The organism is Clostridium sp. chh4-2 (assembly GCF_002899675.1).
Lineage (GTDB): Bacteria > Bacillota > Clostridia > Lachnospirales > Lachnospiraceae > CHH4-2.
The window spans coordinates 25,893-40,971 of the sequence record NZ_PKUU01000004.1; the positions used below are offsets into that span (position 1 = coordinate 25,893).

General features: G+C 43.3%; 16 protein-coding genes. 8 read left to right on the forward strand and 8 right to left on the reverse strand.

The genetic code is table 11. The features are described 5' to 3' along the window. Positions 1–13 precede the first annotated feature (13 nt). Positions 14–1,381 (reverse strand): MATE family efflux transporter, encoded by a 1,368-nt coding sequence (locus C0033_RS05090; protein WP_103226804.1) that lies wholly within the window; start codon positions 1,379–1,381, stop codon positions 14–16. A gap of 1 nt (position 1,382) precedes the next feature. Beyond that, positions 1,383–1,829 (reverse strand): winged helix DNA-binding protein, encoded by a 447-nt coding sequence (locus C0033_RS05095; RefSeq protein WP_103226805.1) that lies wholly within the window; start codon positions 1,827–1,829, stop codon positions 1,383–1,385. A gap of 390 nt (positions 1,830–2,219) precedes the next feature. Between C0033_RS05095 and C0033_RS05100 the strand changes: the two genes are divergently transcribed. The 3 genes from C0033_RS05100 to C0033_RS05110 are packed head-to-tail and all read left to right on the forward strand — an operon-like array spanning position 2,220 to position 3,950. After that, positions 2,220–2,564, forward strand: coding sequence for a helix-turn-helix transcriptional regulator (locus C0033_RS05100; protein ID WP_103226806.1), 345 nt, complete (start codon positions 2,220–2,222; stop codon positions 2,562–2,564). Next, positions 2,557–3,372: an ImmA/IrrE family metallo-endopeptidase gene (locus tag C0033_RS05105; RefSeq protein ID WP_180994576.1), complete on the forward strand. Its 816-nt coding sequence runs from the start codon at positions 2,557–2,559 to the stop codon at positions 3,370–3,372. The genes C0033_RS05100 and C0033_RS05105 overlap by 8 nt, the downstream gene beginning before the upstream one ends. A 2-nt stretch (positions 3,373–3,374) precedes the next feature. Beyond that, positions 3,375–3,950: a hypothetical protein gene (locus C0033_RS05110; protein WP_103226808.1), complete on the forward strand. Its 576-nt coding sequence runs from the start codon at positions 3,375–3,377 to the stop codon at positions 3,948–3,950. A gap of 53 nt (positions 3,951–4,003) precedes the next feature. On the opposite strand, the gene C0033_RS05115 is transcribed toward C0033_RS05110, so the two are convergent. Then, positions 4,004–5,125, reverse strand: coding sequence for an SLC13 family permease (locus C0033_RS05115; RefSeq protein WP_103226809.1), 1,122 nt, complete (start codon positions 5,123–5,125; stop codon positions 4,004–4,006). 124 nt (positions 5,126–5,249) lie between these two features. Here C0033_RS05115 and C0033_RS05120 point away from each other — a divergent pair, with 124 nt between their 5' ends. Both C0033_RS05120 and C0033_RS05125 read left to right on the forward strand, forming a co-directional pair. Further along, positions 5,250–5,444 (forward strand): 4Fe-4S binding protein, encoded by a 195-nt coding sequence (locus C0033_RS05120; protein ID WP_103226810.1) that lies wholly within the window; start codon positions 5,250–5,252, stop codon positions 5,442–5,444. Next, a complete protein-coding gene (locus C0033_RS05125) occupies positions 5,444–6,022 on the forward strand; it encodes a 4Fe-4S binding protein (protein WP_103226811.1) in 579 nt (192 codons plus the stop codon). Before C0033_RS05120 ends, C0033_RS05125 begins: the two co-directional genes overlap by 1 nt. Positions 6,023–6,066: 44 nt before the next feature. Here the strand turns inward: C0033_RS05125 and C0033_RS05130 are convergent, their stop codons facing one another. Together C0033_RS05130 and C0033_RS05135 are read right to left on the reverse strand one after the other, a co-directional pair. Beyond that, positions 6,067–6,396, reverse strand: a complete 330-nt coding sequence (locus tag C0033_RS05130) for an MmcQ/YjbR family DNA-binding protein (protein ID WP_103227031.1) — start codon at positions 6,394–6,396, stop codon at positions 6,067–6,069. 82 nt (positions 6,397–6,478) lie between these two features. Further along, on the reverse strand, positions 6,479–7,942 hold the full coding sequence (locus C0033_RS05135; RefSeq protein WP_103226812.1) for a GntR family transcriptional regulator: 1,464 nt from the start codon (positions 7,940–7,942) through the stop codon (positions 6,479–6,481). Between the two features lie 165 nt (positions 7,943–8,107). Between C0033_RS05135 and C0033_RS05140 the strand changes: the two genes are divergently transcribed. Both C0033_RS05140 and C0033_RS05145 read left to right on the forward strand, forming a co-directional pair. Beyond that, complete coding sequence (locus tag C0033_RS05140; RefSeq protein WP_103226813.1) at positions 8,108–10,369, forward strand: EAL domain-containing protein; 2,262 nt, start codon at positions 8,108–8,110, stop codon at positions 10,367–10,369. A gap of 25 nt (positions 10,370–10,394) precedes the next feature. Next, positions 10,395–11,897 carry a diguanylate cyclase gene (locus tag C0033_RS05145; protein WP_103226814.1) on the forward strand — a complete coding sequence of 501 codons (1,503 nt, stop codon included), beginning with the start codon at positions 10,395–10,397 and terminating at the stop codon, positions 11,895–11,897. An 87-nt stretch (positions 11,898–11,984) separates the two neighbouring features. Here C0033_RS05145 and C0033_RS05150 read toward each other — a convergent pair whose 3' ends face one another. The 3 genes from C0033_RS05150 to C0033_RS05160 form a co-directional block, all read right to left on the reverse strand. Further along, positions 11,985–12,488, reverse strand: a complete 504-nt coding sequence (locus C0033_RS05150) for a GNAT family N-acetyltransferase (RefSeq protein WP_242984423.1) — start codon at positions 12,486–12,488, stop codon at positions 11,985–11,987. A 342-nt stretch (positions 12,489–12,830) separates the two neighbouring features. Next, positions 12,831–13,235: a cell division protein SepF gene (locus C0033_RS05155; RefSeq protein WP_103226815.1), complete on the reverse strand. Its 405-nt coding sequence runs from the start codon at positions 13,233–13,235 to the stop codon at positions 12,831–12,833. Positions 13,236–13,591: 356 nt separating this feature from the next. Further along, complete coding sequence (locus C0033_RS05160; protein ID WP_103226816.1) at positions 13,592–14,206, reverse strand: hypothetical protein; 615 nt, start codon at positions 14,204–14,206, stop codon at positions 13,592–13,594. Positions 14,207–14,649: 443 nt separating this feature from the next. Here C0033_RS05160 and C0033_RS05165 point away from each other — a divergent pair, with 443 nt between their 5' ends. Beyond that, a complete protein-coding gene (locus C0033_RS05165; protein ID WP_103226817.1) occupies positions 14,650–15,066 on the forward strand; it encodes a GNAT family N-acetyltransferase in 417 nt (138 codons plus the stop codon). Positions 15,067–15,079: the final 13 nt, after the last annotated feature.

The following is a 15,079-nucleotide window of genomic DNA, read 5'->3' on the forward strand; positions in this document are numbered from 1 at the left end:
CTCCTTCATACGCCTATTGTAACCCAGACAGGACTTTTTTGAAAGACCTGAAAAAAATGGTTACTGTCACGCATACGGCGCAGAAGTCGGCAATAGGCTCCGCTAAGAATACCCCGAACGCCTGATTTTCCATAAACTGAGGAAGAATAAAGATCAAAGGTATCAGCAGAATCACCTTACGCAATAGAGCCAGGAACACGGAAACTTTGGCGTTGCCAAGGGCGATAAAGGTCTGCTGGCAGGCTAACTGGGCTCCGAACAGCAGAGACACCGCCATATATATATGAATGGCCCATGAACTGTATTCGATCAAAGCCGGATCGCTTGAGAAAATCAATATAAATAATTTCGGATAGAACATGCATACCGCCCACAAAAGCGTGGCATAGGACACGCTGGAGATCAGCAGAAGCTGGAATGCCTTCTTAACTCTCTCCCCATTTCTTGCCCCGTAATTAAAGCTGACAATAGGCTGTGCGCCCTGGGTAAGCCCCTGAAGGGGAAGCAGGGAAAACTGCATAACGCTGGTCAGAATCGTCATGGCTCCAACCGCAATATCGCCGCCGTATTTTAACAGGGAAGCGTTAAAGCAGACGGATAAAATACTTTCTGTAAACATCATGATAAACGGGGAAAGCCCCAAAGCGAGACAAGGAAGCACGATCTTGCGGTCCAGTCTCAAATTCTTTTTCTTAATTCTCAGAAGGCTCTTTTCGGAAGTGAGGAATTTCACCACCCAAATGGAGGAAACCGCCTGTGAAAGAATGGTTGCCAATGCGGCTCCGCGAACGCCCATGCCCAAACCGAAGATCAGTATCGGGTCCAGAATAATATTGCAGACCGCTCCGATTAAAACGGTATACATGCTGGTCTTTGCATATCCCTGGGCTGTTATAAATGCGTTAAGTCCCAAAGCCAGCTGTACAAACAGAGTTCCCATGGAATAGATCTGCATGTAAGCCCATGCATAGGGAATCGTGTTTTCACTGGCTCCGAACAGCATCAAAATCGGTTTTCCAAACAGCAAAAAGATGCCTGTCAGAATAACGGCAATTCCAATCAGCATGGTGGTACAGTTTCCAAGGATCTTTTCCGCCCCGTCGTTATCATTCTGCCCCATCATGATGGAGGAACGGGGCGCGCCGCCCATGCTGACAAAGGACGCGAACGCCGCGATGGCCATGATGATCGGCATGGTGACTCCAACGCCGGTCAGTGCGGCGGTCCCCACCTCAGGAATATGGCCGATATACATACGGTCTACCATATTGTACATTACATTGATGATCTGCGCCGTTATGGCCGGCACCGCCAATTGAAACAGTAGTTTTCCAACCTTTTCCGTACCCAGATTGGTATCTTTACTTTTTGCTGAACTCATATTACTTCACTCCTTTTACCATTTCGTCTAAATTCTTATTCATAATCGCAGTAGCCCGATCCATGGCCGCTAAATCTTCCTCCGTGACCCCTTCCTGAAGCTGCCTGATAAATTCCTTCTTACAGCTTTGAAGCCTCTTAACCACATCTGCACTCTGTTCGGTCAGTATCAGATGGATCAGCCGCCGGTCCTTTGTATCCTTCTCAGTCTTTATAAATCCTTTGTTATATAGAGATTCCACTGATTTGGCCACCAGCCCTTTTGAAATGTTCTTATAATACGCAATATCCGAAGCGCTGTCCATCCCGGGATTGTTGGACAAAAACATCATCACTTCAATCTCATTGGGCGTAAAATGGTATTCTTCTACCGACTGGTAGCATAATTTGCGGTAAACTTTATTTACCCTTGCAAAATGAATAAAGTATCCTTCCTGTATTTTGTACATTGTACCCTCGATTCTGCTGTGGCTGCAGCTCTGCTTTTATGTAGGTAATTCTCCTTTTTGCTCTTTATTGTTCACTTTTAAACTGTTCACAATTGAACCGTTCAAAAATGAATTATATATCACGATGTGTTAAATGTCAAGAATGAATGTAGGGTGACGGAGGATTGCATAAGACCTGGAGAATCCCCCATGATCGAAATAATCAGATCATAATGTGCTAGTCATGTCAGACACATACATAACAGGCGAGTGATAGTGAATATTGCTTGAATATAATACATCCAAATACATTGTAAACAAAATATGTTCTTACGTTACACCAATAGTCAATGTTTTATTGACTTCCATATTTTCTAGTGTTATACTAATAGCAAAGGAAAGGAGGAGGACATGTACGCAATGGATTTTGCTCAGGTAGGAGCTAACATACAGAATAAATTAGTTGAAAAGGAAATGACTCAGCAAAGTTTAGCAGATGCCCTTGGTATATCAAAGCAGGTTATGAACAAAATTATTAAAGGCAGTAAGGCAATCAATGTTAAGGAACTTGCAAGGATTGCAGATATATTAAACACATCTGCAGATTCATTACTTACAGTTGGAGAAGAGCCGGTTACTGCCGATAGCCTAAGCTTTATGGGTGCCATCCATGATGAGGTGACACGAGAACGCATTAACTTAATCAGATCTGCAATTGATGAGATTCATATGCTGGAGGAATTATTGGATGACTAAAGATTTAAATGAATTTGAGATAAATGAGATAAAGAGTCACGCAAAGGAAAAATTAGGTTTGTGCAGAAAAGGAAATGATATTATCGGAACACAGATTTTCTCAATCCTTGGATTGTATGCAAGAGTGATTTATTATCCGTTGGGAAAAGATGCACCTTGGGGTTTCACCAGAATCAGCGGATCTAAGAATGATGCTTCATTGAAAAAACCGTTTGTTGCACTAAATTCTTCGATTCCCTTAGACTGCCAGGTATTTGCTGCTGCCCATGAATTGTATCATATCTGGTATGAGCAAAATCCGGATATGTTGCCTTCTGATTTGTTAAGTGAACAGGGTAAAAAGATAAGTGAGAAAAAAGCAAATAGATTTGCTGCAGAATTTCTCGTGGATGAAATATTGCTGAAACAGGAAATTGATCTATATAAAATTAAAAAGTTTACGATTAAAAGCATACTGCAGCTATCAGATTTATTCACGGTTCCATATAGAACAATGGTAAAACGGCTGGGCGAAACCGGAATTATTGAAAATGCAGTTTTAAATAAGTTTCTTGCCGAGTCAGAGGACTCCATTGAAAAATACAAAAAAATATATTCCTTAGCTTCTCAACAATCCGATAACCGCATTGTTATGGATAATCTAGTTGAGTTAGCAGTTAATGCATATAAAGCTGGTTACATTACATTTGAAAAATTAGAATATTTACTTAGAATCAGTAATTTAAAGCCGGACGATTTGGGCATTGAAAAGAAATCGGCCTGCGTATTTCCTTCTGATGATGAATTAGATAGTATCATGGAGGAATAAATATGATAGATAAAATAATTGTCGATGCCGATCTGTGCATCAAATTGGGTGGAAGTAATAAATATAGGTATTTGTATGATGTACTTCCAATGATCTCGAAGAATATCTATATGCATACGCACGCATATGGTGAAGTAATGATGCCTGCAAGTGCTGTCAGCCAGTTAAAGGACTTGATTCTGGAAGGCAAAGTAATCCTTGTTAACGAAAATGAATTGGACAGTAAGTTCCGAGCCATTTATGATGCTGCATACAATAATCTTACTAAGGTAATGGTTGATCCGACGAGACCAAACAAGAATAAAGGTGAGGTATGTTCGCTCGCATATGCAAAAGCAACAGGGATACCTATATTTGCTACAGACGAAAAAGACCTTCAGCCCATAATTAATAAGCAGTTAAATACCGGGATGGATGATATAACCTGTATCAGAATTGCAGATATTATAATGATGGCTAAAGAAGGAGAAATTGCAGTCCCAAGGAAAATTGCCAAGGCTCTTTGGGTTGTTGCCGGAAAAAGGAAAGAACTATTTGATAAAAATATTTGGCCGGCAATCGTTGAATCGTACATATGAATTAAAAAATTTTTAAACTAATCTCTCACTCATCAAAAATCTCCAAAATCCCCCTATAAAATCCATTTCCCAATAACCAGCAGCACCACAAGAAACACCAAATTAGCTGCCGTAAATATCTTCAAATACTTCCCTCTCTTTTCCGGATACTCTCTAGCCACATATTTATAAGAAATCAGACTGGCCATAGATGCGATTAACGTGCCAAGTCCTCCCAGGTTCGTTCCGACGATCAGCGCTTTCCACTGATCCGTGAAACCGGACAGAAGAAGGGCTGCCGGAACATTGCTGATAACCTGGCTGGATACCACTGCGGTGATCACTTCATTTCCATTAATAATCCTGCTGATTAGATCGTAAAAAGCCGGAACCCGCTTCATATTTCCGATAAATATAAAGAATCCGACAAATGTTAAAAGAAGGGAATAATCCACCCTTGAAAAGAGCTGCCTGTCCACAACTGTCACCGCCAGAATCACCAGCAAAAGCAGCCCCTGCCAGGGAATGATTCCTGCTACAGATCCGATGCAGGCAGTAAATAGAAAGAGATACAAAAAGAACGTGCTCTTAGATATCCCTCTCCCCTCTTCTCCCCGTTTTAAAGAAACACTCTCCACCTCTCTGTTTTTGACAGCCATCAGCCACAGTCCCAAAAGAATTAATGCCGCCGCGGCAAACGGAACCATCAGCCGGATAAATCCCGCCGGAGGGATTCCGGACAAGGAATATAAATATAAATTCTGAGGATTTCCAATGGGCGTTACCATGCTGCCCAGATTCGCCGCAATCGTCTGCATCACGATTACGGGGATCAGCAATTCCTCTAAAGCTGCCATTTTAAGCACAGTGACCGCAAAGGGCACAAATGTGATCAGCGCCACGTCATTGGTAATCACCATGCTGAAAAAGAAACAGAGGGCCACTAAAATGACCGCCACCTGCCTGCTGCCTTTTACTTTCTTTAATAGCCCTTCCCCGATCCGGTGAAAGACGCCCAGGTTCTGAAACCCGGCCATAACCGTCATAAGGCTGAACAGCAGAGCCAGCGTTTTGTAATCCGTATATGTGATATAAGTCCTGTCGGGGGCCACAAAAAACATGGACAACACGGCCAGACCTACGGCCGCCGACAGCACAGCTTCTTTTCTGATAAATTCGATTATTTTGGCCTTCATACTCTTTTTTACTTCCTCCCATTTTTGACTCCTTCCAGATTATATCACCTTTTGTGATTTTGTCACTGAAATAATTTCATTTTTCTTCTATACTACATAAAAAAAGGAAATGGAGTCGTAAGTGATGAAATACAAAGCCATCGTTAAACAGGAAGAATGCGTAGCCTGCGGCGCCTGTGTTAAGGTGTGTCCGCGCAGGGCCATCAATATCTATAAGGGGATCTACGCAGCCGTCGATTGGGGGCTGTGCGTGGGATGCGGGCTCTGCGCCGGCACATGTCCGGCCAGTGTAATAGAAAAAACAGAGGTGAATGGTTGATGAAACAGATAAATCAGAAACATTGGTATGATTATTTATGGATTGCTTCTCTTTTATATTTAACTTTGGGATTTTTTAATATCCTGTTCGCATGGCTGGGACTGATCTGCTTTTTAGTCCCCCTTGGAATCTCCATCGTCAAAGGCAATAAATCCTACTGCAACCGCTACTGCGGACGAGGACAGCTGTTTCAGCTTTTAGGCGGAAAGCTGAAACTCTCCCGCAACAAACCGATCCCGGCTTTCCTCCGTTCCAAATGGTTCCGGTACGGTTTTCTGGCTTTTTTCATGGCAATGTTCTTAAACATGCTTTTTTCCACCTATCTGGTATTTTCAGGCGCCAGAACCTTGAAAGAGGTGGTTACCGTGCTTTGGACCTTTAAAGTTCCATGGCATTTCGCAGGCACCAACCTGAATGTTCCTTATTGGGTACAGCAATTTTCTTTCGGATTTTACAGCGTCATGCTGACCTCCACCATCCTGGGCACCATTACGATGATCCTGTTCCGCCCTCGTTCCTGGTGCGTATACTGCCCGATGGGGACGATGACTCAGATGATCTGCCGGATAAAGGAATAATTTCATTGTCATGGCTGTCTGTTAAATCCTTGCAAAGGATTCAATTATTTTTGAACCAGGTCATAGCTTTCTGCGATCATACGTTTTATATCTTCATCCGGGATTGTGCCGTCTAAAATCAGGGAATTCCAGTGCTTTTTGTTCATGTGATAAGCGGGCACCACAGCTTTCCAGGCATTTCTCCAGAATTCAATCCATTCCGGGCTGGCTTTTACATTCACCCAGACCGCACCTTCCCGATCATAGATATAGGCAAAACTCTTCTTTGACTTCCGGCATCTCATGACCGTCCAGTTTTGGTCATGAAACGGGTAATCTTCATAAACATCCGGCAGTGTTTTACAGTATTTGATAACCTCTTCTCTTGTTTTCACAACACTCTCTCCTTCCATTTCTTCTGTTATGATACCTCCCCCAACCGGGGGAATCAAGTGTTTAAATGAAATCTTGAACGGCTTATTCAATGGTATAGGGCGTCACAATTTTCTTCGCCTCGGAAAGTCCGCATTTTATCATATAATCGCGCACGTAGTTTAAAATATGGCAGTAACATTTCGATAAATGGGCGGAAAAATGAGATACGTCCCCAGCGTACAGATAACCGCAGGCTTCTTTTGCCATAACAGTAAGTGTTTCATCGCTGGAAGGGCCGTCGCAAAGCATGGAATAATAATATCCACTGATTATCAGTTCACCGATACTCTCTAATATAATTTTTAGCGGTGGCAGTGTTTGGCGGTCCGTTACACAACGGATGATGTCTTCAAAAAGGAGCGCCTCCGCATGATCCGACCGGGCCTTCAGGCTATTTTTATCCGTTTCATCAATATAGGGAAACGCAAGGACTGCAGCTGGCTTGATGATAATGGCCATAAGCTGTAAACTGCTTAAATACAGCAATGTTTCCATCTTCAAATTCTTGTTTTTCATGCACTGCCGGATCGATTCATCTTCCTGCCAGATGACCTTTGTTCCTTTGGCGTTATAAGTTTTGGCAAAACCGATCTCATTTAACATGGCCAGCGCCCTTCGCACCGTGGATATGCAGACACCGTAATTTTCAGCCAGCACCGCCTCCGGAGGCAGATACGCACCCACCCGGTAAACGCCTGCGCCAATTTTATCAATCAGGTCGCGGACGATCTGCATATAGAACGCATTCCGTTCGTACCGTATATCAAATGTAAAAACGGATGATCCTTTTTCCTGTATATCAGGAAATTCCCGGGACAAACGGTAAAGCTGCCGTCCGATTCCATATCTGACGGCCTCATACATTATGCCCAGCCGCCGCTCTGTCTCAGGGCCATCCCGCGACACAAGCCCTTCCATCACCCACTTTGCGCTGTTAAACTCATTATAGGTTAGTATAAGGGTTTCCAGTTCTTCATAATTTTGAAAAAGCGGCATTTTTGCATAGAGCTCAAGGCTTGCATATAAATCTCTCACCAAAAAATTCCCCGACTGCTCTAAGAATTGATTTAAAAAGGATAGTAATATCTTCGTTCTGACGGCAGGTTCTTTTCTGTACATATTTTTTAAGACTGTTTCCCATTTTTTCATCTCTTCATCCCTGCACACGGCGGCGGAAAATGAAAAAATAGGGGGCATAATCCAAAACATCGTTTCACAGACATCCAAAATGCAGGTTTTGTATTCCAGCACGGACCGGGCCGCAAAATCCTTATCCATTATCCCCTTATCATAAATGACAACCGCATGTTTCCGTTCTTCCGTTCGGATATATCCTTCTTCCCTCAGCCGGGCCATAACGTCTTTCATGGTGCGGATGCCCACATGATAGGAATCGCACATCATTCTCATGGAAGGCAGAACGGTTCCGCAGGCCAGACGCTCGGTCACAATTTGTTCATGTAAATCATCATAAACCCGCTGGAATAAAGTTTGTTTGTTTTTCATAGCGCACCTTCTTTTCAATCATATTCCCTTTCATGTCTGAATTTTATTGTAGAACAAAATCCCCTGAAAAGCAACAAGCTATATGTATACGTACCCAAATGTTGTATTGGGTTTTACAGGCATCCATGATACAATAAAAACGCAATTATAATAAGAGGTGTTACGATGAATCATACAATTATTTCATTTTTAAATGGGAAACTGAAGCAGAATACGGCTTCTCAGTACATCATAAGAGCTTTTGTAATTTTTGCTGTACTGCTTACGATTATTTTGACTCTGATCTGGAACACATCTCTGTTAAATTCCGTTTTACAGCGCAGTACAAAAGAATATGTGGAAGATGTTTCAAAACGGCTGGCTTCTGATGTTTCGTACCGCCTGACCAGCTTCAGTTTATATATTGAAGCGATAGCGGACTCATTAGGCAGAATGCCGGATTTTTTGGAGACAGAGGACTATCTGGACCGGAAAGCCGGTGCGTTGGGATTCGATTCCATAATAATTCTCGATAAAGACGGCACAGTTATACCAAAAGGGTTCTACTGTGAGTATTTCGACGAATGGAAAAAAGAAAGCGTTAACTACTATGACAAAACCAGAGTAACCTATATCGACGGCCACAAAATTCTATTTACCTCTCCTATTTTTAAAAATGGAGTGGCTGACCAGCTTCTGATTGGCATGTATGAGAACAAAAGCATGCAGCGGCTCATACAATCGGTGGGGTTCAGCGGACAAGGCTTCAGCTGCATTACGGACCAGGATGGAAAGCTGGTGGTAGCGCCCACGGATTCGAAACCGTTTCTGCGGATCAACGACATCATTAATCAGGGTTCAAACGGCAAAGAAATTATCGCAGTCAATAACATGGTAGAGGATATTAAAAATCACCGGTCCGGAATATTATACTTTACTTCCACTCAAGGACAGCCGTCCATCATGTCCTACTGCTTTTTAAATGTCAACGACTGGGTTCTGCTTGCCATAGTCCCACAGGATTTAATCATAAAAGGCAGCGATGCCTATGTACAGCGTACCTTCGCCATAATCGGAGGCATCTCCGTTATCTTTTTCATCATACTGGTTAATATCGCTTATTCCAGCAGAAAAAACCGGAACGATCTGGAACAAATAGCTTTTACAGATCCCTTAACAGGCGGAATCAATCAAGCCGCATTTCAAATAAAATGCGGTCAGTTATTGGCTCATAAACCGCCGTCTTCCTATACGATCGTATTTATCAATGTGAAGGGATTTAAGCACATCAATGAGAATTTTGGAACAGAGGCGGGAAATGAAACCCTGAAATTTATTTATACCACTCTTGAAAAGCATTTAAAAAATGGTGAGTTTGTGACCCGAAGCGAAACGGATCATTTTTCCCTGTGTCTGCATGAAAATGACGAAGCAGTGATCCGAAACAGGCTGAAAAAAATGACGGATGAGATCGCCTGTTTTAATCACAGGGAGCAGATTCACTATACGCTTAATTTGGTCCAGGGCGTATATATTGTGGATGATCCCGGCCTGGATATCAGAATCATACAGGGGCGGGCAAGAGCCGCCTGCAGATACCAGCCCGGAGAAGAAGCCTGTTCCTTCTATAATAACGAACTGATCGCAAAGATCAATCAGGAAATGGAACTGAACGGATTATTTGATGACTCCATCCGAAATCATGATTTTCAGGTTTATCTTCAGCCCAAAGTCTGTTTGACCGATCAGACGCTTGGCGGAGCCGAGGCTTTGGTCAGATGGATTCATCCGGAGCGCGGAGTGATCTATCCTTCTGATTTCATCCCTCTGTTTGAATCCAATGGAAAGATCTGTGCTCTGGATCTCTATATATTTGAAGAAGTATGCAGACTGCTTTGCCGGTGGGCCGATGAAAAGAAACCTCTGATCCCGGTCTCCGTCAATTTGTCCAGAGTTCACATGAGGGACCCCGGCTTTTTAAAGGCTTTTGTAGCGCTCAAGGAGAAATATAAGATTCCTGACGGACTCATCGAATTGGAGATGCTGGAATCCGTATTTTTTGATGCACAGCAGCTCAATCTTGTAAAAAATGTGATAAAGGACATGCATGAGCATGGATTTCTATGCTCTCTGGATGATTTTGGATTCGGATATTCTTCCCTTGCATTGCTAAAGGAATTCGACGTGGATACAATCAAATTGGACAGGCAGTTTTTTGTTGACAGCATGAATGAGAAATCCTGGAAAATCATTTCAAGCTTCGTCAAACTTGCGGATGAGCTGAACATTTCCGTGGTGGCTGAGGGCATTGAAACAGAAGAACAGCTCGCCTCTCTGCGGGCTATCAACTGCGAAATGGTCCAGGGATACATCTATTCAAAGCCTCTTTCCATTGACAGCTTTGAACGCTGGGCTGACTCCTTCACCCAAAATCAAGGGACTCACTGATTGGTTTTGAAGGAGGTCGCACAGATTGAAAAAAGGGATTACAAAATCATTGATTATTATTATTTCTATAATCATGGTTTTTACATTGCTGATAAACTACATACTTCGAATCCGGATTATCCATAACACCGCAGCGGAAAAATCACAGGAACTGTTTTGGCAGATTGAAACTCTGATAGAAGCAAATGCAGAGGAACTGTCACAGATTCCAACTGACCGCTCAACGGTGCTGTATGCCATTGACCCTGAAAGCCATGTGATCATCGGATGTACGGTTGACCGATATATTGGAAGGAATGCGGAGGAACTGGGATTCCGGCTGGACGGTATTTCCGGCGAAATAACCATCACCCATCCGGTAATCGACGGTAAGCCAACTTACTGTGCGGTTAAAAATTCTTCTTCCTTTATCCTGGCAAGAACTTATCTGGAATCCGCATTATATAAGCAGGTATTGATCGACACCTGGCTTTTGGCCATCGATATCATCCTGCTGTCCGCTTTGTCAATCGTCTTTATCTATTTTTATTTGGACCGGAACCTTGTAAAGGGGATTGTCTCCATCAATAAAAAACTGCATGAAATTGAACAGGGTAATTTCAATGTCAGTTTCAGCGAACATGCGGTTCCTGAGCTGTCTGAACTCAGCGATCATATCAATGCGATGCTGAAAAGCGTGCTGAGTTCTTCCAAAAAGATCTCCATCGCTTTAGAGCTGTCAAAACTCCCCATCGGCATCTACGAATATATTCCGGGATCAAAGCGGGTGCAGGCCACCAGCCGGGTTAAGGATATATTGATGCTGACAGACGAAGAAGTTGATACTATACTGGCGCATCCAGAGTTGATTCCGGAAAAAGAGGCAGAGCTGAAAAGAAATCCGGTGAATCCGGAGGACAACATCTATAAGCTCTCATGCCCCATAGAACGGTATATTCGTTTCGAAGAATTTACCTATGAAGAGAGTAATCTGGCCATTTTAATCGATGTAACCCAGGAGATTCAGGAAAAGCGGCGTATCGAACAGGAACGTGATATAGAGCCGCTGACCGGGCTCTTTAACAGGCGGGCATTCTATATGCGGATGGAACAGCTCTTCCGTTTAGAACGTCCGCTGAAACACGGAGCGATGATGATTATGGACGCGGATCGGCTGAAAGAAACCAATGATCTGTACGGGCACCGAAGCGGTGATTTCTATCTGCAGAAATTGGCTCAGGTGATTTCCGTATTCGGCAGAGACAACGCCATCGCCGCACGCTTAGGCGGTGATGAATTCGCCCTCTTTTTATACAACTATTCCACCAAAAAGGAACTTGACCGGATCATAGAAATGATTACCGACAGCCAGGACCGCCATACGCTTATAATAGAGAACGGCATCGAAGTCACTCTGCACTTTTCCATAGGCTGTTCCTTCTATCCGGAGGACAGCTGCGACTACCACGTTCTGATGAAACTGGCTGACGAAAGAATGTATCAGAATAAAAAGAGACGGAGTGATGCCGGTATCTCCAAACAAAGATAACTGTTTCCGGCTTTTCCTGATTACTTACACCAAACGCCCCCGTTCCAGCCGGCATCTGTCACCGGTTGGAACGGGGGCGCATCACTGTCAGTTCTGCCTGACCATAACTTTTTCTCCGTGCAGATCGGACTCCCCGTTAAATTCAAATCCAAACTCCCGATAGAGATGGATTGCCGTTTGATTTTCTTCCACAACGCTCAGATATATCTTATCACAGCCATATTCCCTTTGAATCTTGTCCAATAAAACCGGAAGGCAGGCCTTTCCATAACCTTTTCCCTGATATCTTTCATCTATTAAAAACCGGTCCATCCAGACCCGGTCTTCCATACTTTTTTCTTCCCAAAGACAGTACATGGCAAAACCCACCAGCTGACCGTCGATATAAATTCCCACCGGCCTCCAGCATGCCCATTCCCGAGCCTCATCCAAACATTGTTTTACGGTTTCCACAAAGCCCTTCTGACTTCCGGCGATATGAAGTTTTAACACATCCTCCATGTTTTCTGCCGTCACGGGCTCAAATACGATCTTCATGTTCTCCCTCTTTTCCTCAGTTTCAGCAATTGATGTTTTTTCGTAACCGTTCATCCCTCCGATGTCTGTGGCGGCTCCGGCAGTTTCTATGGCCTTTCCTGTGACTTTGCAGGGTATTAGCAATTCTTAACGCGCAGAATTTTTCGTTCAAGGGAAATGTCCACTTGTTTGAGCGTGAGCGAGTTTGGGCATTTCCCTTGGTTTTTAGAAAAATCCTGCACGTTTAGAAGTGCTTATGCCCGAAACCGGAACAGGAAAGGCCATAGAAACTGCCGGAGCCGCCACAGACATCGGAAGGATGAACGGTTACGTTTTTTCATTATTTCACTATAAACGATAGGGTTACCCAACGGTCAAGAGAGGGGAAGCTGTTTTTCTTACGGATTTATCCCCATCTCAGGCAAAATTACCTGCCAGATCTACGGCCTGGGGCGCAGCTATAAAGATATGTTCCGATACGCGTTCGATGGTTCCGTTGACGCAGTACACGGCTCCCAACGTAAAATCAATCACTCTGGGGGCATTTCTGGAGTCCAGTTTTTCCAGGCTGATGATCACCGTTCTTCCCTCCAAAAGATAATCCGATATCTCCTTCGCATCCTCCATGGATGTGGGGCGGAGCATCATTACTTCCATAGGCGTCTCCTCTTTTGCCGCCGGCGCATGAAAGAACAGAGCCGGCATGCTGTATTTCACCTCTCTGGTCTCTTCCCGTTCCTCTTCCTGGTCGTACTCATAATCATCCTCCTCGTCGTAGTCGTTTAAACGAATCGAATCCATCATTTTGTTTAAAATGTTCATGTTCCTTTTCCTCCTAAACCCTTTCTTTTATGTTCAAATCCTCCAGCCCTTTTTCAGGCTTGTCTGAAAAAATTTCCAGATATGCTCTGGGATCTTCTTTCGTTTATATATAGTATATTCACCACCACGGTCCGATAATCCTGTTTATTTTCCAAAACATGAAAGAATCCCGCTTGCGGGATTCTCCGCCTGCGGCGGGTCGCGTAAACGACATTATACCTCACCGCCGCAGTGCGATCCCATAGCCGACAAAGTTGGCATTGGAAGGCTTTTTTATATCATAGGGGCATTTTCCTATGATATAAAAAAAGAGCCGGAACCGACTGCTTAAAATGTCTGGTTTCGACTCTTTTTTCTCATCCCGGCTGCACTCCCGGTTCCCCTTCATACTTCACCGACCGGTCTTCCCCGTTAAAAATGGAATTGACATACATCCGGTTTTCCGATTTCATCACCCAAAGCTCTCCATTCCCAATCCAAACGCCCTGATAATTGAAGTTCAGCTCTTTTTTACTGTCTTCCTTCAAAAGTTCTATAAAGTCATCCGTAAAAATATCGTCATAATAGTCCAGAAACTCATCCGCATTATGTACAATCAAATCTCCGTCCGGCACAGTCACCTTTCTGGGATAAAGAATCATCTCGGCCGCTTCTTTCTTCTCTTCCGCTTCCAGATGGGAAACAAATGTCTTTATAAATGTATCCGCCTCCTCTTTTCCGATCCCGGATACCGAAAACATCTCATCGCTTTCCGCTTGATCAGATACGGTTTCTTCTGCTTCAGATGCGGTTTTCTTTGATTCCGGTACGGTTTCCTTATTCTCTGTGCCCGCTGATGTGATTTCCGATGAAATCTCCTGGGAAGTTTCCGTTATGCTGCTTGTTTCCTGCTCCGTTTTTTTAGTCCCGCAGCCGGAAATCAATACCGCAGCAGCAGCTGCTGCCAGTAATCCATATATCTGTCTTTTCATAATTAACACTCCTCTCTATGAATTTGATGGCCAGCATATCACAACGAAAGAGAAAATAATTTAAGATTTTCATTCATCTTTCATAATTTTTTAGTTATACCGGCCATAATGCCAGACTTAAACAGCGCATTGTCTACAACCAATCGCCTGTATATCCTTATTTGTCCCGGCTCTATTCGCAGAAGAAAATAATCAGGAAGCCAATAAATAATTCAAAAAAACTGGTTTTCGCTTTATTTTATTAAATTGTGTCTGCAAGACCTGCAATTTCGTTCCTTAAAAACGCATAAATATTAATGTCAAGAGCATTTCCATATCTTCAATCACAGTTTTTTAGTTGTTATTTCAACAATATATTGACTGTAAGTTTTTTTTATGGTATTCTTTCAACAACAAAAGAAAACAAATAAAAATCAGAATATAGAGAAAGCGAGGAACCACATATGGCATCTTATATCTTCAGTGAAATCAAGGAATCCGACAAAAGAGCACAGAGACAGCTGCATACCTTACTTACCAATGCAGGAATCGTTTCGGAACAGGCAGCCGACTTTACCCTTGGAGTCTTCGATGAAAACTATAACCTGGTTGCAGCCGGTTCAACCTATAAGAACCATTTTCACAGCCTGGCAGTTGATGCCGCTCACCGTGGCAAAGGCCTTCTCAGCCAGGTGCTCTCTTACCTTTATGAAGTTCAGTTTAACTTAGGCAATCACGAACTTTATTTAAAAGCTCACAGAGACCTGATCCCGATGTTCAACAGCATGGGATTTCATGAAATCGCCCCAATCGGTAAAGATGAAGTTTATATGGGAAACCTGAAAGCATTCATGAGCCAGGATACCGCTTTAAGTGCATAATAATTAAAAGCCG